The sequence below is a fragment of the Algoriphagus lutimaris genome, from assembly GCF_017051705.1.
In the GTDB taxonomy this organism is placed as follows: Bacteria; Bacteroidota; Bacteroidia; order Cytophagales; family Cyclobacteriaceae; genus Algoriphagus; species Algoriphagus lutimaris.
Genome location: NZ_JAFIDJ010000002.1, coordinates 50,619 through 75,437, shown reverse-complemented (window position 1 = coordinate 75,437; position 24,819 = coordinate 50,619). Strand labels below are relative to the sequence as shown.

At 38.5% G+C, this 24,819-nt stretch carries 22 protein-coding genes and 1 pseudogene; 14 read left to right on the top strand and 9 right to left on the bottom strand.

The window, feature by feature from the left end; genetic code table 11:
- The first annotated feature begins 27 nt into the window (after window positions 1–27).
- Window positions 28–1,401, top strand: coding sequence for a DEAD/DEAH box helicase (locus JYB62_RS11135; protein ID WP_205645521.1), 1,374 nt, complete (start codon window positions 28–30; stop codon window positions 1,399–1,401).
- A gap of 36 nt (window positions 1,402–1,437) precedes the next feature.
- Here JYB62_RS11135 and JYB62_RS11130 read toward each other — a convergent pair whose 3' ends face one another.
- Window positions 1,438–2,934: a M28 family peptidase gene (locus tag JYB62_RS11130; RefSeq protein ID WP_205645520.1), complete on the bottom strand. Its 1,497-nt coding sequence runs from the start codon at window positions 2,932–2,934 to the stop codon at window positions 1,438–1,440.
- A gap of 276 nt (window positions 2,935–3,210) precedes the next feature.
- Between JYB62_RS11130 and gcvP the strand changes: the two genes are divergently transcribed.
- Window positions 3,211–6,108 carry an aminomethyl-transferring glycine dehydrogenase gene (gcvP, locus tag JYB62_RS11125; protein WP_205645519.1) on the top strand — a complete coding sequence of 966 codons (2,898 nt, stop codon included), beginning with the start codon at window positions 3,211–3,213 and terminating at the stop codon, window positions 6,106–6,108.
- A 454-nt stretch (window positions 6,109–6,562) separates the two neighbouring features.
- Here the strand turns inward: gcvP and lipA are convergent, their stop codons facing one another.
- The gene (lipA, locus tag JYB62_RS11120; protein WP_074225291.1) at window positions 6,563–7,441 is read right to left on the bottom strand and encodes a lipoyl synthase; all 879 of its coding nucleotides are present in this window, start codon (window positions 7,439–7,441) and stop codon (window positions 6,563–6,565) included.
- A 54-nt stretch (window positions 7,442–7,495) separates the two neighbouring features.
- A complete protein-coding gene (locus tag JYB62_RS11115; protein WP_205645518.1) occupies window positions 7,496–8,224 on the bottom strand; it encodes a hypothetical protein in 729 nt (242 codons plus the stop codon).
- Window positions 8,225–8,295: 71 nt separating this feature from the next.
- Between JYB62_RS11115 and JYB62_RS11110 the strand changes: the two genes are divergently transcribed.
- Both JYB62_RS11110 and sdaAA read left to right on the top strand, forming a co-directional pair.
- Complete coding sequence (locus JYB62_RS11110) at window positions 8,296–8,700, top strand: OsmC family protein (RefSeq protein ID WP_205645517.1); 405 nt, start codon at window positions 8,296–8,298, stop codon at window positions 8,698–8,700.
- Between the two features lie 39 nt (window positions 8,701–8,739).
- Complete coding sequence (gene sdaAA, locus JYB62_RS11105; protein WP_205645516.1) at window positions 8,740–9,648, top strand: L-serine ammonia-lyase, iron-sulfur-dependent, subunit alpha; 909 nt, start codon at window positions 8,740–8,742, stop codon at window positions 9,646–9,648.
- Here the strand turns inward: sdaAA and JYB62_RS11100 are convergent.
- From JYB62_RS11100 to JYB62_RS11080, 5 genes are all read right to left on the bottom strand, one after another.
- Window positions 9,637–10,095 carry a hypothetical protein gene (locus JYB62_RS11100; protein WP_205645515.1) on the bottom strand — a complete coding sequence of 153 codons (459 nt, stop codon included), beginning with the start codon at window positions 10,093–10,095 and terminating at the stop codon, window positions 9,637–9,639. The genes sdaAA and JYB62_RS11100 overlap by 12 nt on opposite strands.
- Entirely contained in the window at window positions 10,092–11,030 is a 939-nt protein-coding gene (locus JYB62_RS11095) for a calcium/sodium antiporter (RefSeq protein WP_205646616.1), read from the bottom strand. Before JYB62_RS11095 ends, JYB62_RS11100 begins: the two co-directional genes overlap by 4 nt.
- Before the next feature lie 8 nt (window positions 11,031–11,038).
- The gene (upp, locus tag JYB62_RS11090) at window positions 11,039–11,689 is read right to left on the bottom strand and encodes a uracil phosphoribosyltransferase (RefSeq protein ID WP_205645514.1); all 651 of its coding nucleotides are present in this window, start codon (window positions 11,687–11,689) and stop codon (window positions 11,039–11,041) included.
- Between the two features lie 60 nt (window positions 11,690–11,749).
- The gene (locus JYB62_RS11085) at window positions 11,750–13,042 is read right to left on the bottom strand and encodes an OmpA family protein (protein ID WP_205645513.1); all 1,293 of its coding nucleotides are present in this window, start codon (window positions 13,040–13,042) and stop codon (window positions 11,750–11,752) included.
- A 119-nt stretch (window positions 13,043–13,161) separates the two neighbouring features.
- Window positions 13,162–14,442: an OmpA family protein gene (locus tag JYB62_RS11080; RefSeq protein WP_205645512.1), complete on the bottom strand. Its 1,281-nt coding sequence runs from the start codon at window positions 14,440–14,442 to the stop codon at window positions 13,162–13,164.
- Between the two features lie 172 nt (window positions 14,443–14,614).
- Between JYB62_RS11080 and JYB62_RS11075 the strand changes: the two genes are divergently transcribed.
- From JYB62_RS11075 to JYB62_RS11035, 9 genes are all read left to right on the top strand, one after another.
- The gene (locus JYB62_RS11075) at window positions 14,615–15,523 is read left to right on the top strand and encodes a M20/M25/M40 family metallo-hydrolase (protein WP_205645511.1); all 909 of its coding nucleotides are present in this window, start codon (window positions 14,615–14,617) and stop codon (window positions 15,521–15,523) included.
- A 10-nt stretch (window positions 15,524–15,533) separates the two neighbouring features.
- A complete protein-coding gene (hpt, locus tag JYB62_RS11070) occupies window positions 15,534–16,070 on the top strand; it encodes a hypoxanthine phosphoribosyltransferase (protein ID WP_205645510.1) in 537 nt (178 codons plus the stop codon).
- 15 nt (window positions 16,071–16,085) lie between these two features.
- On the top strand, window positions 16,086–16,658 hold the full coding sequence (locus JYB62_RS11065; protein WP_205645509.1) for an adenylate kinase: 573 nt from the start codon (window positions 16,086–16,088) through the stop codon (window positions 16,656–16,658).
- 72 nt (window positions 16,659–16,730) lie between these two features.
- Entirely contained in the window at window positions 16,731–17,726 is a 996-nt protein-coding gene (obgE, locus tag JYB62_RS11060) for a GTPase ObgE (RefSeq protein ID WP_205645508.1), read from the top strand.
- Between the two features lie 76 nt (window positions 17,727–17,802).
- Window positions 17,803–18,369: a nucleotide exchange factor GrpE gene (locus tag JYB62_RS11055; RefSeq protein ID WP_205645507.1), complete on the top strand. Its 567-nt coding sequence runs from the start codon at window positions 17,803–17,805 to the stop codon at window positions 18,367–18,369.
- A 7-nt stretch (window positions 18,370–18,376) separates the two neighbouring features.
- On the top strand, window positions 18,377–19,486 hold the full coding sequence (gene dnaJ, locus JYB62_RS11050; protein WP_205645506.1) for a molecular chaperone DnaJ: 1,110 nt from the start codon (window positions 18,377–18,379) through the stop codon (window positions 19,484–19,486).
- Between the two features lie 81 nt (window positions 19,487–19,567).
- Window positions 19,568–20,455 (top strand): hypothetical protein, encoded by an 888-nt coding sequence (locus tag JYB62_RS11045; RefSeq protein ID WP_243431541.1) that lies wholly within the window; start codon window positions 19,568–19,570, stop codon window positions 20,453–20,455.
- 18 nt (window positions 20,456–20,473) lie between these two features.
- Entirely contained in the window at window positions 20,474–21,367 is an 894-nt protein-coding gene (locus JYB62_RS11040; RefSeq protein ID WP_205645505.1) for an ABC transporter ATP-binding protein, read from the top strand.
- Complete coding sequence (locus JYB62_RS11035; RefSeq protein ID WP_205645504.1) at window positions 21,360–22,670, top strand: ABC transporter permease; 1,311 nt, start codon at window positions 21,360–21,362, stop codon at window positions 22,668–22,670. Before JYB62_RS11040 ends, JYB62_RS11035 begins: the two co-directional genes overlap by 8 nt.
- Window positions 22,671–22,719: 49 nt before the next feature.
- Here JYB62_RS11035 and JYB62_RS11030 read toward each other — a convergent pair.
- Window positions 22,720–23,189 (bottom strand): annotated as a pseudogene (locus JYB62_RS11030) (Dps family protein).
- Between the two features lie 143 nt (window positions 23,190–23,332).
- Here JYB62_RS11030 and JYB62_RS11025 point away from each other — a divergent pair.
- Complete coding sequence (locus tag JYB62_RS11025) at window positions 23,333–24,568, top strand: sensor histidine kinase (protein ID WP_205645503.1); 1,236 nt, start codon at window positions 23,333–23,335, stop codon at window positions 24,566–24,568.
- Window positions 24,569–24,819 lie beyond the last annotated feature (251 nt).

Genomic DNA, 24,819 nt, shown 5'->3' with positions numbered 1-24,819 from the left:
CAAATTATACCCTAAAATTAACGAATCATGAGCAATGAGGCCTTAGGTTTTGAAGCATTTAAGCTAAATCGTCAATTATTAGACGCAATTGCTGAGGCTGGATACACAAATCCAACCCCCATTCAAGAGAAATCCATCCCACTTGCCTTGGCTGGACATGATGTGTTGGGTATTGCTCAAACAGGAACAGGTAAAACTGCAGCGTATGTACTTCCTATTTTAATGAAAGTAAAATATGCACAGGGAATGCATCCTAGAGCACTGATTTTAGCTCCTACCAGAGAGTTGGTGATGCAAATAGAATCAGTGGTAAGGCAGTTGGCAAAGTATACTGATCTCCGACTTGCGTGTTTGTATGGCGGCTTGGGGCCTAAAACACAAATCGAAACCATCAAAGCCGGGGTAGACATCATTATTTCTACTCCTGGGAGATTCTTGGATATTTATAGAAAAAATGAACTCTATACCAAGGATCTAAAAACCATGGTGCTGGATGAAGCAGATAAAATGATGGATATGGGGTTTATGCCTCAGATTCGATCTATTTTGGAGGTGATTCCTGTCAAAAGGCAGAACCTTCTTTTCTCCGCGACATTTGGAGGAAGGATTGAGAAATTGGCTCATGAATTTTTAGAATTTCCTGAGCGTGTGGAAGTAACCCCACAAGCGACTACCGCTGAGACTATCGGTCAGGTAAAATACCATGTCCCTAATATCAAAACCAAAATTAACCTCTTGGCGAAGCTTTTGGAGGAGGAAACGGTTAACAGGGCGATCATCTTTACCAGATCCAGGAAGAATGCGGAAGAAGTCTTCCACTTCTTGGATCGCAGGCATTTTGGTGAAATCCGTGTTATCCATGCCAATAAGGGTCAAAATACCCGGATCAATTCCATGGAAGATTTCAAAGGTGGAGAGGTTCGGATTTTGGTGGCAACAGACGTAGCTTCCAGAGGCTTGGATATCAGTATGGTCTCCCATGTGATTAACTTTGATGTCCCTTTGATTTATGAGGATTATGTACATCGGATCGGAAGAACAGGAAGAGCAGAGCAAGAAGGAAAAGCCATCACATTCGTGAATCCTGCTGAAGAGTACCATTTTGAACGGATTGAAGAAATAATTCGAATGAAGGTGGATGAAATACCGATCCCTTCAGGAGTAGATATTACTAACACTCCATTTGAGGAGAAGCAGGCTTATGCAAGGGAATTAGACCGTTTGAAGCAGCGGGATGATCCAAATTACAAAGGAGCGTTTCACGAAAAGAAGGAAAGAAAAAAAGCGAATCCTTTTACTGAAAAAGCTAAAGAGGAAAAGAAGCGTGGAAATAAAAATTCGAAGGCGAAAAAGAATAGAAACCAGCTGAAGCAAAAAAATCAACGCAATAAAGGGAAGTAAAAAAAAGCCTCGGAATTTAATCCCGAGGCTTTTTTGTTATCTGGTTCCTCTTGTATTGGTACCGTCTACTCGAATTTTATTTTCCCTATTGGCAAGGTCCCAAGCCGTATGGAAAATAAGCTTTGCTCTTTTAGCCATCAAAGGGAATTCAATTTTATCCACTGTGTCAGTCACTTGGTGGTAATCATCGTGAACACCATTAAAGAAGAATGCAACAGGTATGTTATGCTTCGCAAAGTTGTAATGATCAGATCTGTAGTAGAATCTGTTTGGATCGTCTTCAGCATCATATCTGTAATCCAAGATCAAATTGCTGTAAGTGATGTTATTGTATTCCAAGATTTTTTTCAGATCTGTAGATAACATCTCCGAACCAATTACATAAACGAAATCCTTGTTTTCTGCATCTTGGTATTCGTAATCAATTCTACCCACCATATCGATATTGATATCTACAATGGTGTTTTCTAATGGAAGAATTGGGTTTTCGGAATAGTACTCAGATCCCAAAAGCCCCTTTTCTTCTCCAGTTACATTCAAGAATAAAATAGATCTTCTTGGTTTGATACCATCTTTTGCAGCTGTAGCAAATGCTTCTGCAATTTCCATCACAGAAACAGTACCAGAGCCATCATCATCTGCACCGTTGAACACTTCTCCTGTGCTACTAACCCCAACGTGGTCGTAGTGCGAAGAAATTACAACGATTTCATCTTTTTTGTCAGTTCCTTCCAAGAAAGCTAGGATGTTGGAAGACTCCACATCTTCTACTTTCTTTTTGATTTGGTAGCTGGCTTTTTGAGACTTGATGGATTCAGGATTCGATTTAGCAGCTTCTTTCAATTCTTCTACAGAAGTACCGAATAACTCTCCCATTTTGTCAGAACTTACCATGAATATTGGTCTTTGCTCTACTTCTTTAGGAAATCCAATTCTTCCTTTGCTAGCTAATGTTTTGTATCTATTGGCGATTCGGTCAAAGTTGGCCTGACCCTCCATGGATACGATCACGATACCTGCTGCACCAGCGTCCATTACTTTTTTGACTAAGTCATTTGAGCGTACACCTACAGCCCAAATACCTACTAATTTATCCGTAACGTCTATTTTTGCTAAATTTTCGTCAGACACTAATCCAAGAAACACTAACTCAGATTTGGCTGCTTTCTTCATGTCACCATCACCAGTAAAAACAAAGTCCTCGTTATTGACCAATTTGTTTTTACCAATTTTTAGGGATACCTCTTCAAAGGAAGTACTGACCAATTCCACTTTTTGAAGGTAGCCACCATCAACTGGACCAGTCAATCCTAGATTTTTGTAGAAATTTACAATGTAATCTGCTGCCATTTTTTGTTCCTCTGATCCAGTGTCTCTGCCCTTCATCTCATCGGAAGCGAGGTAAGTCAAGTTTTTGGTAAGGTCGGCAACGGTGATGGTGTTGGCATATTTCACCTGAACAGGTGTTTGAGCCAAAGACGGAAGCGAAAGCCCGAGAGCTAAAGCACCAGTCAATAACAAGCTTTTATTCATCTTGATTATAATTAGGGTTTTATGTAAAAGATTTTTTTGGTACGAGAAATTTCAAAAATAAGCTGAAAATCACCACCAAAACCTTTATTACAGTATTTTTCGATCCAAAACTAGATAATTTTTTAACCCTACAAACAACCGTCTGTAAATAAGAGTTAATAGCTTGATAAAATATTGAAAATCTAAAAAGCTTTATCTCTCAATAAATTGTACCTTTGCACTTTGAAAAACAAGGGCATGTTTTAACCCAAATACTCATTCTTCCCTACGTTCTTTATGAAGATCAATCTTTCAAACGCAGTAAAATTCGAAAACAGGCATAACGGTCCTACCGACGCGGAGATCGCCGAGATGTTAGAAAAAGTCGGAGCTTCCTCATTAGAAGAGTTAATCGACGAGACTGTTCCAAAATCCATCCAGTTAGAGAAGCCACTTAATCTTCCTTCTGCTCAGTTAGAGACAGATTTCTTGGTTGAATTCAAAAAGCTTGCTTCCAAAAACAAAGTCCTAAAATCATTTATTGGCTTAGGATACTATGACACTTTTGTGCCAAATGTGATTTTGAGAAATGTACTGGAAAATCCAGGATGGTATACTGCCTATACGCCCTACCAAGCAGAAATTGCTCAGGGTAGATTAGAGGCGCTTATTAATTTCCAGACTGTGGTAATGGAATTGACGGGAATGGAATTGGCAAATGCCTCCTTATTGGATGAGGGTACTGCTGCTGCTGAAGCCATGGGGATGCTATTTGCTGTAAAAGCAAGAGAGAAAAAAACTGCCATCAAGTTTTTTGTAGATGAAAAGGTATTCCCTCAGACGAAAGCGGTACTTGAGACAAGAGCAGAGCCAATTGGTATTGAAATCGTCTATGGCTCTGTAGAGGAGTTAGATGTTACCGACCCTGAATTATTTGGAGTTTTATTCCAATATCCTGATTCTGATGGGACTGTGAGAGATTATAGCGCAATCGTAGCTGCAGCCAAAGAAAATAAAGTTCACACCGCTTTTGCTGCTGATCTATTAGCATTAACTATTTTAACTCCTCCGGGAGAAATGGGAGCAGATGTGGTTGTAGGAACTGCCCAAAGATTTGGCGTTCCAATGGGTTATGGAGGACCACATTCCGCCTTCTTTGCTACAAAAGAAGAGTTCAAAAGACAGATTCCTGGTAGAATTATTGGGGTGTCTTTGGATAGAGCCGGTAACAAAGCATATAGAATGGCACTCCAGACGAGAGAGCAACATATTAAAAGAGAAAAGGCGACTTCCAATATTTGTACTGCACAGGTATTGCTTGCTGTGATGTCAAGCTTTTATGCAGTTTACCATGGTCCAAAAGGGCTTCAGAATATTGCATTGAGGACTCATGGTCTTGCAAAACTTACTGCAAATGGATTGAAGGAGCTAGGATTTGAAGTGAGTGAGAAAGAGTTTTTTGATACCATTAAAGTAACACTAAGCTCTCATGACCAGGCTCATTTTTCTGCTATAGCAGTGGGAGCAGGTATGAACTTCAGATATGCGAAGGATGTGGTTTATATTGCTTTTGATGAGACAAAATCATTGAAAGATGCACAGGAGGTAATTAATGTATTTGCTTCTGCGGCAGGAAAAGACCCTGTTTCTCTAAAAGAAAAATCTGATAGCCTTGAAGTCGAATTCTCTGAAAGTTTGACTAGAAAATCAGAGTACTTGACTCACCCAGTGTTCAATAGTTATCACTCTGAACATGAAATGCTTCGATATATCAAGCGTTTGGAAACCAAAGACCTTTCTTTGGTTCACTCCATGATTTCTTTGGGGTCATGTACTATGAAATTAAACGCTACGGCAGAGATGATTCCTGTCACTTGGCCTGAATTTGGTCAGATGCACCCATTCTCTCCTATGGCACAAACAGCAGGTTACCAAGAACTATTTGCCAACTTGGAAAGATGGCTTTCTGAAATCACTGGATTTGCCGGAACGTCCCTTCAGCCAAATTCAGGAGCCCAAGGCGAATTTGCTGGTTTGATGGTGATCAGAGCCTACCATCAAGATCGAGGCGAAGCACATAGAAATATTGCTTTAATTCCGACATCTGCTCACGGGACTAACCCCGCATCAGCGGTGATGGCCGGAATGAAAGTAGTATTGGTGAAGTGTGATGAAAGAGGAAATATTGACCTTGAAGATCTAAAAGAAAAAGCAGAAGCTCACTCAAATGATCTTGCGTGTTTGATGGTGACCTATCCATCTACTCACGGAGTTTTCGAAGAAGCGATCAGGGAAATTTGTGCTACCATACACGATAATGGTGGTCAGGTATACATGGATGGAGCAAACATGAATGCTCAGGTTGGACTAACCAGCCCTGGAAACATTGGGGCTGACGTTTGCCACTTGAATTTACACAAGACTTTCTGTATTCCTCATGGAGGAGGAGGACCAGGTATGGGACCAATTTGTGTTGCAAGCCATTTAGTTCCGTTTTTACCAGGAAACCCATTGGTGAAAACAGGAGGAAAAGATGCTGTTTCTTCTATTTCTGCAGCACCTTATGGAAGTGCCAGTATCCTACCAATTTCTTATGCTTACATCGCTATGATGGGTGGAGATGGTTTGACCAATGCTACCAAAATGGCAATTTTGAATGCTAACTATATCAAAGAAAGATTGAGTGGTCATTACCCAATCCTTTATACAGGAACAAAAGGTAGAGCTGCCCACGAAATGATTGTTGATTGTAGAGCATTTAAGGAAGTTGGAGTAGAAGTAGAAGATATAGCTAAGAGATTGATGGACTATGGTTTCCACGCTCCAACGGTATCTTTCCCAGTAGCTGGAACCTTGATGATCGAACCTACCGAATCTGAAACAAAGGCAGAATTGGATAGATTCTGTGATGCCTTGATTTCCATTAGAGCTGAAATTAAGGAGATAGAGGAAGGGAAAGCTGATAAGGTAAACAATGTGCTTAAAAACGCTCCTCATACTGCTAATATGGTATTAGTAGGAGAATGGGACCTTCCTTACTCAAGAGAGAAAGCGGTATTCCCAATTGACAACGTGAAGGAGAATAAATTTTGGCCTACAGTAAGAAGGATTGACTCTGCTTACGGGGATAGAAATTTAGTTTGTAGCTGTATCCCTGTCGAGGAATATGCAAATGAGGAATCTGAAATAGCATAAGTTCAGATTGATAATTTATAGGAAAGGCTGCCAATGGCAGCCTTTTTTTGTTAATTAGCAGGAGGGAAAGGCTTGGGTTCAATCCATTCCGTTTCAAGTCTTCCTACTTTGCTGGCAACTAGGTTGTACACCCAGGTAAAAAGAACTCCTAAGAGAAATCCAAGGATTCCGAAAAAGATAGGAGGCAATAATGCTAAGAAGAAAGAATCTATTATTAAAAGGTAACTCTGAATGGTCTGTCACTAAAAAGGACAATGCAATAAGCCCATAAGGTATTCTTATAATTGTAATAATAGCAGCTAATGTGAAGCCATTAATTTTCGCTGCGAAGTTAACCCTGATTTTTTTGGTTACTTGCGTAAAAAATATTTTAATAAATTAGTTTTAAAAGTTAGTCTAAAAAAAAGCACATTGTAGAAATGTGCCTTAATAAATTCGTTTTTAAAAATATATATTAAACGTTTACGTGTCTTTCTGCATGATAGGATGAACGCACCAAAGGACCTGATTCAACATATTTAAGTCCTCTTTTCAAACCTTCTTCCCGGTACATGTCAAACATGTCTGGATGAATAAATTCAGCTACTTCAATATGCATCTTGGTAGGTTGAAGGTATTGACCCAATGTTAAGATATCACAACCATGGGCGGCCAAATCATCCATAGCTTTAAAGACCTCTTCTTTGGTTTCCCCTAAACCAAGCATGATGCCGGTTTTCGTTCTTTTACCATACTCCTTGGTGAGTTTGATCTGCTCCAAAGAACGGTCATATTTGGCTTGAGGACGTACCCTTCTATAAAGGCTCCCCACTGTTTCCATATTGTGGGAAACTACTTCCTGACCACCATCGATCATTCGATACAAGGCATCCCAATTAGATTTCACATCTGGAATTAGGGTTTCTATGGTGGTGGAAGGCGAAAGTTCTTTGGTCTGAACTACAGTCTGGTACCATATCTCAGCTCCTTTATCTTTCAGTTCATCTCTATTGACCGAAGTAATTACTGCATGCTTTACTCCCATCAGTTTGATGGCTTCTGCAACCCTTCTTGGTTCGTCTGTGTCGTATTCTGGTGGTCTACCAGTGGCTACAGCACAGAAAGAACATGATCTAGTACATACATTACCCAAGATCATAAAAGTAGCGGTTCCGGCACCCCAACATTCTCCCATATTTGGACAGTTACCACTTTCACAAATTGTATGAAGTTTGTGTTCGTCTACAAGTTTTCTGACTTTGGCATATTCTTTCCCAATAGGAAGCTTTACTCTCAACCAATCAGGTTTTTTTCTGCGAGTTGCCTCTTCGGAAATAACAGGTAATTCGATCATGGAATTGTGATTTTTTGCAAAGTTACAGCAGTAGGTCGTAAAACCCAATTTGTATTACTTTCTAAACCCGTAATAAAAGGTGAAATAAACAGATTGGAAGAGTTGCCTATTTTCTGCTGTTGGAATTAAAGGTATTTCTTTGGTAAACCCTTCTAGCATGTATCCTAGTTCCAATCCGGTGACATTACTTCTAAAAACTCCGAATTCGAAGTTTAAAGCAGCTTTTACATTGGCTCCAATCGCTAATTCAGACTGTCCAATTCCTTGAAATAATCTACCGGTTCCCAAAATATTAAATCTGCTTTGATGAACTTCAGGATCATACTGTTCTGAGACTGTTTCTACCCTATTTACAGCATATTCAATATAATAGGGAGCTATTAAGCCCAATGAAGGCCCAATTGCTGCCAGGGCAGAAACCTGTACTCCCTGATTTGGAGCTTTTTTAAATAAAACTATTTCGCGCCCATATTGGGGACGTATAGAATAGAGGTAATTTGATTTACCGAAAATGTAGCTATTGCCCAAAACCGTGTTGTACCGGACTTCTTTTGGGTTTTTTACATTTGATAACTCAATTGACCAAAAACTGAATTGTTCGTCGGTAATCCTTGTTCCTACTTTGAACACAAATCCTCCGATAAGCCCACCATTGGTGTTCTTGTTAACTCCAAAGAGGTATTCTTTGTCATATTCATAATTGCCAATATCATCTCTCTGTGCGAAAGTGTCTATCGCAATGAAAATGAAAAGGAGCGGAAGGAGTAATTTCAGCTTTGTCATTCGAAAAGGTCGAAAATATTGCCCTATTTTGTGGTTACAATTATTTAAACTGATTTTAAAAGTAAGAGTTTATGCCAACTATAAAAAGTTCGTATTTAGGAAATTTGAGAACTAATTCAGAGCATCTTCAATCTGGAACAACCTTAATGACGGACGCACCCGTTGATAATAATGGGAAAGGGGAAAAGTTTTCTCCTACCGACTTGGTATCTAGTGCCTTGGGAAGTTGCATGGTGACGATTATGGGTATTGTAGCGAACCGGGATAATGTGGAATTAAATGGGTTAACTTGGGAGGTGACGAAAATTATGAGTGCTTCTCCAAGAAAAATTCAGGAAATAATAATTGATTTTCATTGGGAAAATCCAGTTTCTAATCCGGCCATGATCCAAAAGTTAAAAAATGCTGCTCGAACCTGCCCTGTAGCATTGAGTTTGGATCCTGAGATAAAACAGACCATAAATTTCAATTTCTAAGCAGGTAGTAAACTAATTTAGAAATTAACCGACAGATGTATGTGTTACCTTTTTGAATCGTTCAAAGGTTGGAAAGCCTATTGTGAAGAAAAAAAAGTTACTCTACACGATTCAGTAATTGAATATGAAGTAGAGCAGAAAAATGCTGAATATCAGCAAATTAAATCAGGAATACTAAAGGCTTATCAGGTAATGAAAGATGCTGTAAAGACCGGTTTGGAGGAAGAAATGACTTCAAGGTCTGGCATGATTAACAATGGAGCGAAAAAAGTTTTTAACCATCCATTGACAGTTCTTTCTCCCGAGTTTCAAAAGTTAATTGCTCGGGCCTTGGCTGCAAAAGAGGTTAATTCCTGTATGGGTAGAGTGGTTGCTGCTCCTACCGCGGGTGCTTCTGGGATTTTACCTGGTACCTTGGTGACATTACAAGAGATTCATGGGTTAGAAGATGAGAAAATAGTAGAGGGATTACTTGTAGGTGCGGGAATAGCCTTGATTATTGAAGAAAAGGCAAGCCTTGCAGGAGCTGTCGGGGGGTGTCAAGCTGAAACGGGATCTGCCGCTGCAATGGCGGCTGGAGCCATGGTGTATTGTCTTGGAGGAACCACAGATCAGGTTTTTAATGCGGTTGCCATCACTATTCAATGTATGCTAGGATTAGTTTGTGATCCTGTTGCCGGTTTAGTGGAGGTTCCTTGTGTGGTGAGAAATGCAAGCGCTGCTTCTATTGCCTTCAGCTCTACCCAGATTGCTATAGCAGATGTAAGTTCTGTAATTCCAGTGGATGAATGTATAGATGCAATGGGAGAAATTGGAGCATCTATGGAAAGTAGGTATAAAGAAACTGCTATGGGAGGTTTGGCTGCTACTTTAACAGGGCAAGAAATATCCAAAAGGGTATTGATTCAAGATATTGAAATCCTTCCTGACGATGAATCATTCGAGTAATTTATTGAAAAAAGGAATATTCAATAATTGATCAATACTTAAACAAAATACCGTAGCCCAAAAAAGACTACTTAAAAGCATATTTAAATAAATATGCCTTTTTTTTGCCCCAAAAGAAACCATGATCAAAGTGCCTCCTATCGGAGTTAATACTAATGGGGTAATGATGGCAATTCCGACCTCTCCATATTTTTTCCAGATCTTTACCAGCGTTCTGTTTTTTTTGGAGAAAATGGGTTTCTTTTTACTAAAACGGAGTTTTAAATATTTTTTAAACTTATTTCCAACTAAAGTAAATAAGACCACGCTTGTCATCATTCCTGCTACGGTAACAAAAATTGATCCTATGACCCCATATCCAGCTGCTGATCCAAGTACTGGGCCAGCGATGAATTTGAAAAGACTTAAGAAGTAGATTCCAAGAAATGTAATCAGAGAGTCACTCATAATAAGAAATACATATAAGCCCCATATCCAACAAATAGAACGGCTCCTTCGATAAATGAGATTCTCATTTTAGTTCTAATTAGGGGGAATAGGATCAAAGTAAATCCTATCATCCATAGGTAATCGGATCTTAAAAAATCTTCAGATACGGCAATGGGTTTAATGATTGCTGTGATGCCTAAGATAGAAAGGATATTCATGATGTTACTACCAAGAATATTTCCAATTGCCATATCGGTTTTCTTTGATAGCGCGGCCATGATGGAAGTAATTAATTCTGGTAAGCTTGTGCCAATGGCGATTATTGTAACACTTATTACTCTTTCGGAAACGCCAAATTCTCTAGAAATTTTTATGGCGTTGTTTACTAATAATTCCGACCCAAAATACAAACCGACAATTCCACCTAGGAATAAGGTAACCGCCAAAAACCAACTGTAGCCTTTTACCTGCTCAATTTCCTCTTCACCTTCCGTACTGTCTATTAAGCCTCCTTGGTCACTATTTCTAAATAAATAGATATTGAATCCAACAAATAGAGAAAACATAAGTATCCCTTCCCATAAGCTGATTTCACCATTATAGCTTATGGCATAGAAAAATAAAGTGACTAGGACAGTAATGAGATAATCAAATCTTAGCGTGCTTTTACGAATTAAAATTGGGTAAAATAACCCGCTGATGCCTAATACCATACCTATGTTGGCAATATTTGAGCCTACTACATTGCCTATAGAGATATCGCCATTTCCTTTCAATGCTGCATTGACGCTGACCAAAAGTTCTGGAGCAGAGGTTCCAAAAGCAACAATTGTAAGACCGATCAACCCTGCGCTCATGCCCAACTTTACAGCGATGGCTGCAGCTCCATCTACAAGAATTTTACCCCCATATAATAAAATAACTAGGCCAAGACCCAAAAGAATGTAATCCATCATAGAATTTAAAGTTTCGGTCCAAATGCTAAGTCCCCAGCATCTCCCAAACCAGGAACGATATAAGATAAATTGTTGAGTTTTTGGTCTAGTACCCCTAACCAAATAGAAAATGGAATTTCTTTTAGGTTATTTTTAATGTATTCAATTCCTTCAGGGGCCGCAAATACCGCCGCAATGTGAATTTTTTTTGGTTTGCCATTTACTAATAGGGCATTGATGGTTTTTATAAATGACTTTCCAGTGGCAAGCATGGGATCTGCCAAAATTATTTCTTTGCCTTCCAAAGAGGGACTCGCTTTATATCCAAGATTGATTTTTATTTCTCCATCTTCCTGTTCCTCTTCACGGAATGCTCCAATAAAACCACTTTCTGCCTGATCAAAATAATTTAAAAAACCTTGGTAGAAAGGAAGTGAGGCCCTTAATATCGTAATGATTACCAGGTCAGAGGTGATTGTTTTAGATGGTGCGATCGCCAATGGGGTTTTTACTTCAATGTCTTTAAATTCTAATTCTTTGGAGATTTCATACGCAAGTAATTCTCCTAACCGTTCCAGATTTTTTCTAAATCGCATTCTATCTTTTTGAGTTTCAATATCACGAAGCTCATTGATGAAATGATTTGCAATTGACGGCGTCTCAGAAAGTATAAACATGTTACGAAGATAAAATAAAACCCGGCTCTTTTGAAACCGGGCTTTATCAAGTTTTTAGACTTACTTTATTTCAAAGCTTGTTCTTCTTGCCATTTGTCTTGCATCAGAAGAGGATTTATTTACACTTGTATCCTCTCCATACCCTTTGTAGGATAGTCGACTCGCATCTATTCCAGATGAAATTAAAATGTCATAAACACTTTTTGCTCTTTTTTCAGAAAGTTTGATATTATAATCTTCTGGACCTAACTCATCCGCATATCCTTTCACTTCTAGAGAAACTCCAGGGTTTTTCTTTAAAAAATTCGCGACATAATTCGCGGCAGAAGCAGAATAGGCTAAAGGGGTCGCACTATCGAAAGCAAAATAAATATTTACATATCCATCATTGATGGCTTTCTTAAGATAATCCATTTGTTCAACTACTTCCTCCACAGGGCATCCGTTCGTTGAAGCAGGGCCTGGCAAGAAAGGACATTTGTCGAGATGGTCAGGAGTACCATCCCCATCTGAATCCAAAGTGATTCCATGAAAATCAACTCGAGCTTCGGCAGGAGTATTGGGCTCTTTATCCAAATAATCAGGAATACCGTCCCCATCAGAATCTTTTAGCATGTCTTTGATTCCGTTGATTTGAGTAGCAAGTTCCTCTTTCGTTGCATATTTATCTGCCGCAATAAACCAATCTGCGTGCTCCTCTGCAGAACCTAAATAAACATTTAGTCCTAATGTGCCAGTCCACCATGTGCCTGGCGCATGGACAAAAGGATTTTGGGTTAAATCATCAGGCTGAACTTTGGCATTATAGGCATTCCCATCAAACGTGTAGGTTTGTCTTCCATTATAGATTACAGAAACATCACCAGTAAGTGCAACTCGATTACTAATTTTAAATAGAGGTTTAATGCCAGTAATTATATTGTATTGATACTCGGGAACCTGGTTTAAAGCCGTCTGGTTAAAGCTCATTCTACCAAATCCAGCTCCCAAATGACCCAATAAGCCTATCCTTCTAGAGAAGGATTCAAAATTCAAAATTCTCCCCCAATTCACGACTCCTTGAACATCGGCTCTCAAATAGTTGGTTTTGAATTCAGGACTTTCATTTTTCACTTCATTAAATGAACCAAAGCCTACATCTCCTTTAAAGCCAAATTTTTCATTTATCATATACCGGACTCCAAAATCAATATGGCCAACATTTAAGGTTGGGCTGTAGAATCCAGGCGTAAGTGGAGCCATAGGTTTATTGAAACCAAGGTTTGTTTCAAGAGACCATTTGTTAAATTCTGATTGCGAAAACGCAGAAAATCCAAGGCTAAAAAGGATGAAAGCCAATAGATGTTTTTTCATGAAGGTGTAATTTTTAGGGTGTGTGACAAAATTAGAAAAAATCATACCATTCTTGATATTATTTTAAGGCAAAAAAAAAGCCCGGATCATCCGGGCTTTTAAATTTTATTGATTGAAGCTTACTTCACTTCGAAGCTTGCTCTTCTTGCCATTTGTCTTGCGTCAGCAGAAGACTTGTCAACGCTAGTATCTTCTCCATAACCTTTGTAAGAAAGTCTTGAAGCATCAATTCCAGAAGCAATTAATAAGTCGTAAACAGCTTTAGCTCTTTTTTCAGAAAGTTTCATGTTGTAATCTTCAGGACCTAATTCATCAGCATATCCTTTGATTTCAACACTAACTCCTGGATTCTTTTTCATGAAGTTAGCTACATAGTTAGCAGAGCTAGTAGAATATCCAAGTGGTTTAGCGCTATCAAATGCATAGTAAACATTTACATATCCATCATTTATCGCTTTCTTAAGGTAATCTACTTCTTCAACTACTTCTTCAACAGGACATCCGTTGGTAGATGCTGGACCTGGAAGGAAAGGACACTTATCCAAATGATCAGGAGTACCATCACCGTCAGAATCCATAGTAGCGCCATGAGAATCAACTCTTGCTCCAGCTGGAGTATTTGGTTCTTTATCTAAGTAATCAGGAATGCCATCACCGTCAGAATCTTTCAACATATCTTTGATTCCGTTGATTTGAGATGCTAATTCCTCTTTAGTAGCATACTTGTCAGCTGCGATGTACCAGTCAGCATGTTGCTCAGCAGAACCCAAATAGAATTGAAGACCTAAAGTACCAGTCCACCAAGTTCCGTTAGTTCCATAAAAACCATTGTCAATTGCAGGTCTTAAAGCACCATCACCATCCCAAGTTACAGTCTGACGACCATTAAGAATTGTACTGATGTCAGCTACTAAAGCTACACCATTGCCTAATTTAAACTGAGGAGTAACTCCAAAAATGAAATTGTAAACATCGTCAGTAAAATCATTGTACGTATTTTCTTCAGGGTTCACGTTACCAATACCCGCTCCACCGTGAAATAACAATCCAAAAGATCTAGTGAATGACTCAAAGTTCATAATTCTACCAAGGTTTACTACTCCCTGAAGATCCAATCTGTAATATTTGGTGTTGAACGATGGAGATTCATCCTTAACCTCTTTCATAGAACCAAAACCATAATCAAGCTTAAGGCCGAATTTCTCATTAAACATGTAACGAGCTCCGAAATCAACATGACCAAGATTTAGGGTTGGGGAAAGAAACCCTGGGGATAGAGGCGCCATAGGCTTATTAAAGCCGCCATTAACTTCCAATGACCATTTGTCGAATTCCTTCTGAGCATTGGCGCTGAATGCCAAAGCTCCAGCCATAAGTGTTGAGAGTATTAGTTTTTTCATAACAAAAAATTTTTGTTCAAATTTTAAGTGTTTGATTGATGTGACTACAAATTTATAAACTTTTAACTTACTGCAAATCTAGATGAATTATTTAATTCGCAATTCCACTGATCAAATAATTCTTAACATTTTTACAGTCTATTGACAATTACAGCACATATTTAATGCCAAAATGAAATTATTAAATCAATTATTAGAGTTGAAGGGTGTTTCTGGAGATGAGTCCGCAACAACACAATTCTTATACAAATATGTCGAAAAACAAAAGAAAATATGGAATGTTTCACCAAAAATATTTTCCGGTGAAGAATTTCATGACTGTTTACTCCTGAAATTTGGCAACCCAAGGACTGCTGTTTTTGCCCATATAGATACAATTGGTTTTATGTCAAGATACGATAATCAATTGATTCCTGTTGGTGGCCCTGAAATTATTCCTGGAACTTGGCTAGTGGGCGAAGATAGTTTGGGAGCAATCAGGTGCAGACTGCAAGGGGATGAAGAAAGTCTTTTCCATGATTTTCCTAGAGGTATTGAGCCTGGTACATGTTTATCATTTGAACAGAATATCCGTATCGGTTCAGAATTTATAGAAGGAGCTTATTTAGATAATAGGCTAGGAGTTTATAATGCGCTCAAGTTATGCGAAAACCTTGAAAATGGGTGGGTTGTATTTTCTACTTATGAAGAGCATGGGGGAGGGAGTATGCCCTTTTTACTAAAATTTATTCAAGAAAACTCCCCCATCAAGCAAGCTTTGATATCAGATGTTACTTGGGTGACAGAAGGAGTAAAGCATCATGAGGGTGTCGCTATTTCCATTCGCGATAAATTTATCCCAAGAAGAAAGTTTTTGGACAAAATTATTTCGATTGCTAAAGAAAGTCAGCTGCCTTTTCAATTAGAGGTCGAAAACTATGGGGGAAGTGACGGAAGAGAAATTCAATTCTCTCCCTATGCAATAGATTGGTGTTTTATTGGAGCCCCAGAAGATCATGTTCATTCCCCTAATGAAAAAGTGTCACTGGCTGATTTGAGATCGATGATAGATTTATATAAAATTTTAATGGAGAAACTTTAAATGAAGAGCCATGACTGTAGAAATTAAAGACAAAGCTTTTATCCCCTTTATTAATGAGAATCAATTAAAGCAAAAGATTTCCCAAGTTGGGGCTCAGATCACGCAGGATTTTTCGGAAAAAGAGGTGCTTTTGTTGGGAGTACTGAATGGGTCTTTTATGTTTATGGCAGATCTCTGTCGAAGCATAGATCTACCAGTTTCGTGCACTTTTGTTAAAATCAGTTCCTATCAAGGAACTAAAAGTTCAGAAAAAGTAACTGCTCTTCTTGGTATTCAAGAAAATTTAGAAAATAAAAATGTCATTATCGTAGAGGATATAATTGATACAGGAATCAGCATGGATCACATGTTAAAGCAGATTTATGCCTTGAATCCAGCAAGTGTTTCCTTGGTGACTTTGTTGTTTAAGCCAGAAGCTTTTCGGTTTAATTACCCGATTGATTATGTCTGTTTTGAAATTCCCAATAAATTTGTGGTCGGCTATGGCCTTGATTATGATGGTTTAGGCAGAAATTTAAAAGAAATCTATCAACTTGATACTCCTTAATTAATAAGATCAGGAATGTACAATATCGTTTTATTTGGCCCTCCAGGTGCGGGCAAAGGCACTCAAAGTGAAAAATTGATCCAAAAATATGGACTGACCCATCTTTCTACAGGAGACTTGTTCCGAAAACACCTCGGTGAGGGAACTGAGCTTGGTCTTCTCGCAAAGAAATATATGAATGAGGGACATTTGGTTCCAGATGAGGTGGTTATTAAGATGGTAGAAGAGAAAATAAGTGAGACTAAAGATTCTCAGGGATTTATTTTTGATGGATTTCCTAGAACTACCGCTCAAGCAGAGGCTTTGGATAAAATGCTGGCAAAGCATCAATTGGAAATTTCAGGAATGATCGCTTTAGATGTGCCTCAGGATATTCTCAGAGAGAGAATTAAAGAAAGAGGAAAGACCTCTAATAGAGCAGATGACCAAGATGACGAGAAGATTACAACGAGGATTCAAGTATATATGAATGAAACTCTTCCAGTGGCAACTTATTACGAAAATCAAGGAAAGTTTCAGAAAATCAATGGAGTAGGAGAGATCAGTGAAATCTTCAATCAAATCACTTCAGTGATTGATAGCTACTGATTGGCTTAATTTTCCTAATTTTGCAATCCACATTTGGCTAAGCTTCAATGCTTAGCCTTTTTATTTTAAACAATGGCAGATTCAAATTTCATAGACTACGTAAAGTTTTGTTCCCGGTCAGGTGCTGGAGGGGCAGGTTCACTTCATTTCCGTAGGGAAAAGCATGTGCCAAAAGGTGGTCCTGATGGAGGTGATGGAGGAAGAGGAGGTCATATTATCTTGAGGGGTAATTCTCAGCACTGGACTTTGCTTCACCTGAAATATAAGAAGCATGTAATTGCCGAATCAGGTAAAGCAGGTGAAGGAGGTAGAAGGTCAGGTGCAGATGGAAAAGATATGATTCTCGATGTGCCTTTGGGTACAGTCGCCAAAGATGCAGAAACGGGAGAAAAAAGGTTTGAAATTACCGAGGATGGTCAGGAAGTGATTTTGACGAGAGGAGGAAGAGGAGGATTAGGTAATGATCACTTTAAAAGCTCTACCAATCAAGCACCTCATTATGCCCAACCAGGTGAAGAGGGGATTGAGGAGTGGATAATTTTGGAACTTAAATTACTCGCTGATGTTGGTTTGGTAGGCTTTCCAAATGCTGGAAAAAGTACATTACTGTCATCTATTTCTGCAGCGAAGCCAGAAATCGGGGATTACCCTTTTACTACACTAGTTCCGAATTTAGGAGTAGTAGGTTATAGGGATGATAAATCCTTTGTGATGGCTGATATTCCCGGGATTATTGAAGGGGCAGCTGAAGGAAGAGGGCTTGGTATCCGGTTTTTGAGACATATTGAGAGAAATTCAATTTTGCTGTTTATGGTTCCTGCAGATGCTCCTAGCATTAAAGAACAGTATTCCATTTTATTAAATGAATTGGAGAAGTACAATCCTGAGCTCTTGGACAAACAACGATTACTGGCAGTTTCCAAAGCAGATATGTTGGATGAGGAATTAATGAAAGAAATGGAAGAAGATTTACCGGAAGGAATACCTTCTGTTTTCATTTCTTCTGTCAGTCAATATAACTTAGATAAGCTAAAAGACATGATTTGGCAGGCAATTCATAAGGATTAAAATGTCAGATTGTCAGTTTGAATAGGATGGCAATAATATTGTTAAATGGCAGGTATCAACTATTGCGAATTTTAAAATGAAAAATAAAGAACACGAAGATAAAGAAATGGACCAGTCAGAGGAGCAATTAGTGAAGGATTCTCCAGAGGAGCAAGTAAGTTCAGAGGACTTAGGTAAAGAAGAGGTCGTTTCCGTAGAAGAAAAATTAACTGCAGAAGTTGCTGATTTGAAAGATAAATATTTAAGATTATATTCTGATTTTGAGAACTTTAGAAAGAGGACTTCAAAAGAACGATTGGATTTAATTACCACTGCATCCGAAGAAGTGCTTCGGGATTTGATTCCTGTGGTTGATGATTTTGAAAGATCCTTGAAAGTATCGGGTAAGCAAGAAGAGAATTCAAAGGAAGATGAAGGTAACTTCTTGATCTATCAAAAATTGATGAGAATTTTGGAAAGCAAAGGGTTGAAGCCAATGGAAGATTTGGTTGGTAAGCCTTTTGATGCAGATACCCAAGAAGCAATAACCCAAATACCAGCCCCTACCGAAGAATTAAGCGGTAAAGTAATTGATGTAGTTGAAAAAGGATATACACTTGGTGACAAAGTTGTAAGATTTGCCAAAGTGGTAACTGGAGCATAAAGAAAATATGGCAAAAAGAGATTATTACGAGGTATTAGGAGTGTCAAAGTCTGCATCTTCTGATGAGATTAAAAAGGCATATCGAAAACTTGCAATTAAATATCACCCGGATAAAAACCCGGACAATCCAGAAGCGGAAGAAAAGTTCAAAGAAGCTGCTGAGGCCTATGAAGTCTTAAGTAACCAGGATAAACGTCAGCGATATGATCAATTTGGTCATCAAGGTGTTTCTGGCAATGGCGGCTACGGGGGAGGTATGAATATGGATGATATATTCTCTCAATTCGGCGATATTTTCGGAGGAGGAGGTTTTGGATCTTTCTTTGGTGGAGCAGGCGGCGGAGGAGGTCGTAGAACTAAAAAGGGAACCAACCTGCGCGTTAAATTAAAATTGAATCTTGCTGAGGTAGCAAACGGTGTTGAGAAAAAAATAAAGGTCAAAAGACATGTCGTAGCTCCTGGGGTTACTTTCAAAAATTGTTCAACCTGTCAAGGCACAGGACAAATCAAGAAAGTAGTCAATACCATGCTGGGCCAAATGGTTTCAGCCAGTAATTGTAATGTTTGCGGCGGAAGTGGACAAATCGTTGATAAAAAGCCAGCTGATGCTGATGCAAGAGGCTTGATTGTCAAGGAAGAAGTAATTTCTATCAACATTCCAGGTGGTGTTGCTGAAGGGATGCAGCTTAGCATGTCTGGAAAAGGAAATGAGACTCCAGGAGGAATCGCTGGAGATTTATTGATCGTTATTGAAGAGATTGAAGACCAAGTTCTTCAAAGAGATGGCAATAATGTCATTTATGACTTATATGTATCCTTTATAGATGCAGCATTAGGCGCTTCTATAGAAGTTCCTACCATAGACGGTAAAGTGAAAATCAAAATAGAACCTGGGACCCAGAGCGGAAAAATGCTTCGTTTGAAAGGAAAAGGTATCAAAGATATCAATGGGTATAGTAAAGGTGATCAATTGATCATGGTCAATGTTTGGACTCCTACTCAGTTATCCAAAGAAGAAAAGCAATCTTTGGAAGATCTTAGATTTTCGGAGAACTTCAGGCCCGATCCAGGAAAATCAGACAAAACTTTTTTCGATAAAATGAAAGAGTTTTTCTAAAAATTCAATTAGCCAGAAGCAATTCTGGCTTTTTTTATATTTTTAAAGAACCTTTTTATAGTCGCCTCGTAACCTATCGGTATGCTTAGAAAATTGTGTCTGCTGTTTCTGGGAATCATTGGAAGTGTAGGTGTGAGTTGGGCACAGCTAGTTAAAGAATTCAAGATTAGCGAGAAAAAAGGCTATGAAATGGTTCATTTGACCTTTTCCTCTTACAAAAGTACCACTCTTGTCAAGCGGATAAGATCAATGGAGCCTTTATATATCCACGGTCATCTTGAACAGACGAATATCCTCCCAGTGTTTTCTTACGAAATCAAGAATAATATTCTTGAATCTTCTTTAGTCCACAAAAATGTGGAGTCGGATAACCTCGGAAAAAGTATTACCTCCAAATTATTTTCTGGGAATAGTTCAGATTTTGATCATACATGGGATTTAGGACTTGCCTCCAACTTCCTGTATAATCTCGAATTCAATCTCGGGATGGGAAAAACTGAAATTGACCTAGCCCAGCTCCCTGTGAGCAAATTGAAAGTGCATAGTGCTAGTGCAGACGTATTGGTCCATTATGGATCCAAGGATCCTAACCAGGTTCAGATGGATACCTTATTGGTGACTTTGAATATGGGTACCATAGAAATTGACGATGTGAATTTTTCAAATGCCTCCAAAATGATTTTCGAAGTGAACTATGGCTCACTCGATTTAAACTTTTCCGATGCAATGCCTAATAAGTGTCAGGTAATAGCAGCTGTTGGAGCAGGTTCTTTAAGATTAAATTTACCGGACGATTCTTATCCGATCAAAATCCGGATGAAAACAACAGCTATGTGCAGAACCACTCTTCCAAAATATCTAAAATCTATCGATAAACACACCTATATTACTAAAGGCTTTAAAGAGTCAGATCCAAGATTGCTCGAACTTATTCTTGATGTGGCAGTTGGGTCTTTAACGATAGAATAGAAAAGGATTTTTGGCTATATGCTTCAAATAAAGAACCTCAATAAATCTTACGGAACCAATGTTGCACTCAGGGATATAGACCTTTCTGTATCAAAAGGAGTGATTTTTGGACTCTTGGGGCCTAATGGAGCAGGGAAAACCACATTAATTAGAATCATCAACCAAATCATTGAAGGAGATTCCGGAGAGATTTGGATCAGTGGAGAGCGATTAAATCCTTCTCATGTTGCCAAAATAGGCTATTTGCCAGAGGAAAGAGGGCTTTATAAAAAAATGAAGGTTTGGGACCAGCTGATGTATTTTGCCAGATTGAAGGCACTGAGTCATTCCCAAGCCAAAGACAAAATAAATTATTGGTTAGAGAAACTGGATATAAATAATTGGAGGGAGAAAAAGATTGAAGACTTATCTAAAGGCATGGCCCAGAAAGTCCAATTCATTTCTACCATCATACACGAGCCACCTTTGTTGATCTTAGACGAACCATTTTCCGGTTTCGACCCGGTGAATGCAGAATTGATCAAAAATGAGATTTTGGAACTAAAGGGAAAAGGCACAACGGTTATTTTGAGCACGCATCGAATGGAATCCGTAGAGTTGCTTTGTGATCAAGTGGCCATGATCAATCGTTCCAGAAAAATTTTGGATGGAACCATACGCGAAGTCAAAAAAAGTTTCAGGCCTGAAGTGTATAGTATTTCCTTAGCTGATTTGAAAGACCCACTTCCACATGAATGGATTATCAAGGAAGAGGATGGGATTTATAACTTCACCCTTCCCCTTAGTGGGAAAACTCCGAATCAATTGTTGAGCGAATTGATGCAATATGGAGAGGTTAGACAATTTCAGGAAGTCGTTCCAAGTATGGAAGAGATTTTTATTCATCAAGTAAAAGCAACTCAAAATGGATAAAATCTGGCTTGTCATCCAACGTGAATACTTAGCAAGAGTCAAGAAAAAATCGTTTTTGCTAGCCACCTTGATCACTCCCCTAATATTTCCTGCGATTATGGGGATATTTGTATGGATTTCTTTGGGAGAGGAGGGTTCTCAATCTTTAAGAATTATCGAGGTGGTGGATGAGAACAAAATGTTTTTCCTTGAAAGTTCTGAACAATATGCATTTTCATTTTCAGACATAGGAAAGGAAGATGCAAAACAAATGGTTCAAGATGGGGATCGATATGGTTTTTTATATATCCCCAAGTTTGATTTGAAAGACCCAGAAGGGATTGTGTTTTATGGGGAAGATAACCCAAGCATGAGTTTGATTGCCTATCTAGAAAACAACCTTAGAAAGAAAATAGAGGATCAAAGACTTTTTGAGAGTGGAATTGATCCAAAAATTATAAATGAAGTCCGAACCAAAGTAGGAATACGATCTATCACATTAGACGAGCAAGGAGAAGAAACCGTCAATGATGCAACTGTCAATTATGCGCTTGGCTTTCTCACAGGAATCCTTATTTATATTTTCATTTTTGTGTATGGTAATCAAATTATGCAAGGAGTGATAGAAGAAAAGTCCAGCCGAATCGTAGAAATTTTGGTTTCTTCTTTGAAACCATTTCAACTGATGCTTGGTAAGATCGTGGGGATCGGTGCGGTAGGCTTGACTCAATTTTTAATTTGGGTAGTATTAATCGGAACGCTTTCTACGATCGTTATGGGGTATTTGGGAATGCAAATGCCTCAACAAACAGCTTTGGAAATGGCTAATCCTGAACTCGTCTCTACTATGACTCCTACTAGTGATGTGGCTGAGATTATGCAGGTACTTTCAGGGATTGATTTTTTAGGATTGGTATTGAGCTTTCTGTTTTATTTCTTGGGCGGATACTTATTGTACGGAGCGCTTTTTGCCGCGATAGGCTCTGCCGTGGAAGCTCCCTCAGAAGCTCAGCAGTTTATGTTTCCAGTGACCATTCCATTAATTGTTGCTTACATGGGCTTGTTTGTGTTTGTCTTGAATGATCCAGATAGTTCAGCTTCCTTTTGGTTGTCAGTTATTCCATTGACATCTCCAATTGCGATGATGGGAAGAGTGAGTTATGGGGTGCCATGGACAGATTTAGCTCTTTCTATGGGACTGCTGATAGGAGGGTTTTTATTTACAACCTGGATGGCTGGCAAGATTTATAGAATTGGAATTTTGATGCATGGTACAAAACCATCTTATAAATTACTTTGGAAATGGATTCGAACCAGTCAATAAATAAAATTATAATGTAAAAAAACCGGGTTTTTACCCGGTTTTTTCTTTCTTATCTTAGGTATGCTGAAAGCATCCAAACAACTTTTTCTTTTGAAGTAATATAATCGCTCATTAAAGAGGAGGTTCCTTCATCATTGGAGCGACTCGAAGCTTCTAAAGTTTCTCTTTCAATTTTAAGTAAGGTTTGAAGATTGCTTTTCACAGTTTCCACCATCACCATGGGATCCTTCACCTTTTTAGCCTCTTCGATTATTGAAGTTTCAATATATTCTGCAAAGGAAGATAAAGGTCTGGCACCAAGGGTAAGAATTCTTTCAGCTACTTCATCAATACTTGTATTAGCCTCGTTATATAACTCTTCGAATTTTGCATGAAGTTCGAAGAAGTTAGGTCTGAAACATTCCAATGAAAATTTCTTAGATTTTGATAGTAGACCTGATAATTTGCTAATAATTCATTTAGCTTTTCTACCAGGATTTGGCTTTCTTTTACCTCTAATCCGATTTCGTTCGTTTTCATATTTATTACTTTGTTTTTCTCTGATTTATTAAAGTATAAATTTACGATCCGTCTAGAGGTAAAGCCAGCTGATAATTTCTATAGGGAAGTTATACGATCTATCGAATTCTTCAGTTTGTACCTTTAAGTACTTATTTATATTGATGAAAAATCGTTTTCAAGATCTTACCACACTTGACCTCTATAAAAACAGGAAACAAGTCAAATGGCTTGTAATTGCTGTTTCTATTATTATAGGTGGGGGTTCTATCTTTTATACCAATGTGTTGGTAGAGGAGTTGAGAGAACGAGAAAGAAGGCAGATAGAGTTACTGTCTTCCGCTCTTGAATATGCAGCTACGAATGTTGAAAACCTAACCTTTATCAATCAGGAAATCATTCAGCAAAATTATTCTATCCCCATCATTATGGTGGATGCCGCTGGTGAACCGATAGAGTTTAGAAATATCCCATTCAAAGCTAAGGCAACAAGTGCCGATTCTGCCAAAACATTGGAGTTGGAGTTGGTAGAAATGCAAGCGGAATACGAACCTATTCTGCTTCAAGAAGCGGACATCCTAGTCTATTATAGAAACTCTGAGCTCCTGACTAATTTAAAATATTACCCCTATGTTCAGTTGGCAGTCATTTTACTTTTTGGGGTGCTTGCCTATACCCTATTTAATCAAAGTAAGATTTCCGAGCAAAACCGGGTTTGGGCTGGATTGACAAAAGAAACCGCACATCAACTAGGAACTCCTATTGCTTCTTTGATGGCTTGGATCGATTATTTGCGGAACTCTCCAGTTTGGGAAGAGAATAAGGAAATCATCACGGAGATGGATAAAGATGTGGTGAAGTTGAGGATGGTGACCGAGCGGTTTAGCAGTATTGGGAGTAAGCCGGTTATTCAACCAGGCAACTTATACTATAGTCTCGAAGAGACAGTAAATTATTTAAGACCGAGGATTTCCACCAAAGTAGACTTGACGATCAATTCCGATACCAGAGACTTGGAAGCGATGATGAATAAGCCCCTTTTTGAATGGGTGGTGGAAAATATCTGTAAAAATGCAGTAGATGCCATGAAAGGGAAAGGCTCTATTACTATTGATGTGATTCAGGATTCTGAAAAGTTTGTGATTATTGATATCACCGATACCGGAAAAGGCATGGATAAAAAAATGTATAAGAAAGTCTTTAATCCCGGTTTTTCAACCCGCCAACGAGGATGGGGCTTAGGTTTGACCTTGGCTAAAAGAATTATTGAAGGATACCATGGAGGGAAGATCTTTGTCAAACATTCAGAAGTGGGTGTTGGAACTACTTTTAGAATCGTGCTTCATTGTAGTGCTGAAGGAGCATCTCAATTTATAACAGAAGGAATTCTAGAGTATTGACGAATTACGAAGTTTGATTTAAGAGATCTATGAGAACCTCGGGCATTTTGGATAATAGTTTACTTTTTATGATGAATGTAAAAAGAAAAATAGATGGAAATTAGAGGATTATGATCTATTTCAGGTTGATTCTATTTTTTCTTTTTAAATATGTTCAGAATTGTAGAGGGATTTTGACTCTATAGGGATCTAGTAAATCGTATTTCGTATTTCATAAATCCTACTTTGGAACTTCTGTCTCATTTTTAGTG

What these genes read in the sequence shown, in the direction of transcription:
- JYB62_RS11135 (WP_205645521.1), top strand. Translation starts at nt 28, where the DNA reads ATGAGCAATGAGGCCTTAGGTTTTGAAGCATTTAAGCTAAATCGTCAA.
- JYB62_RS11130 (WP_205645520.1), bottom strand. Translation starts at nt 2,934, where the DNA reads ATGAATAAAAGCTTGTTATTGACTGGTGCTTTAGCTCTCGGGCTTTCG.
- gcvP (WP_205645519.1), top strand. Translation starts at nt 3,211, where the DNA reads ATGAAGATCAATCTTTCAAACGCAGTAAAATTCGAAAACAGGCATAAC.
- lipA (WP_074225291.1), bottom strand. Translation starts at nt 7,441, where the DNA reads ATGATCGAATTACCTGTTATTTCCGAAGAGGCAACTCGCAGAAAAAAA.
- JYB62_RS11115 (WP_205645518.1), bottom strand. Translation starts at nt 8,224, where the DNA reads ATGACAAAGCTGAAATTACTCCTTCCGCTCCTTTTCATTTTCATTGCG.
- JYB62_RS11110 (WP_205645517.1), top strand. Translation starts at nt 8,296, where the DNA reads ATGCCAACTATAAAAAGTTCGTATTTAGGAAATTTGAGAACTAATTCA.
- sdaAA (WP_205645516.1), top strand. Translation starts at nt 8,740, where the DNA reads ATGTGTTACCTTTTTGAATCGTTCAAAGGTTGGAAAGCCTATTGTGAA.
- JYB62_RS11100 (WP_205645515.1), bottom strand. Translation starts at nt 10,095, where the DNA reads ATGAGTGACTCTCTGATTACATTTCTTGGAATCTACTTCTTAAGTCTT.
- JYB62_RS11095 (WP_205646616.1), bottom strand. Translation starts at nt 11,030, where the DNA reads ATGGATTACATTCTTTTGGGTCTTGGCCTAGTTATTTTATTATATGGG.
- upp (WP_205645514.1), bottom strand. Translation starts at nt 11,689, where the DNA reads ATGTTTATACTTTCTGAGACGCCGTCAATTGCAAATCATTTCATCAAT.
- JYB62_RS11085 (WP_205645513.1), bottom strand. Translation starts at nt 13,042, where the DNA reads ATGAAAAAACATCTATTGGCTTTCATCCTTTTTAGCCTTGGATTTTCT.
- JYB62_RS11080 (WP_205645512.1), bottom strand. Translation starts at nt 14,442, where the DNA reads ATGAAAAAACTAATACTCTCAACACTTATGGCTGGAGCTTTGGCATTC.
- JYB62_RS11075 (WP_205645511.1), top strand. Translation starts at nt 14,615, where the DNA reads ATGAAATTATTAAATCAATTATTAGAGTTGAAGGGTGTTTCTGGAGAT.
- hpt (WP_205645510.1), top strand. Translation starts at nt 15,534, where the DNA reads ATGACTGTAGAAATTAAAGACAAAGCTTTTATCCCCTTTATTAATGAG.
- JYB62_RS11065 (WP_205645509.1), top strand. Translation starts at nt 16,086, where the DNA reads ATGTACAATATCGTTTTATTTGGCCCTCCAGGTGCGGGCAAAGGCACT.
- obgE (WP_205645508.1), top strand. Translation starts at nt 16,731, where the DNA reads ATGGCAGATTCAAATTTCATAGACTACGTAAAGTTTTGTTCCCGGTCA.
- JYB62_RS11055 (WP_205645507.1), top strand. Translation starts at nt 17,803, where the DNA reads ATGAAAAATAAAGAACACGAAGATAAAGAAATGGACCAGTCAGAGGAG.
- dnaJ (WP_205645506.1), top strand. Translation starts at nt 18,377, where the DNA reads ATGGCAAAAAGAGATTATTACGAGGTATTAGGAGTGTCAAAGTCTGCA.
- JYB62_RS11045 (WP_243431541.1), top strand. Translation starts at nt 19,568, where the DNA reads ATGCTTAGAAAATTGTGTCTGCTGTTTCTGGGAATCATTGGAAGTGTA.
- JYB62_RS11040 (WP_205645505.1), top strand. Translation starts at nt 20,474, where the DNA reads ATGCTTCAAATAAAGAACCTCAATAAATCTTACGGAACCAATGTTGCA.
- JYB62_RS11035 (WP_205645504.1), top strand. Translation starts at nt 21,360, where the DNA reads ATGGATAAAATCTGGCTTGTCATCCAACGTGAATACTTAGCAAGAGTC.
- JYB62_RS11025 (WP_205645503.1), top strand. Translation starts at nt 23,333, where the DNA reads ATGAAAAATCGTTTTCAAGATCTTACCACACTTGACCTCTATAAAAAC.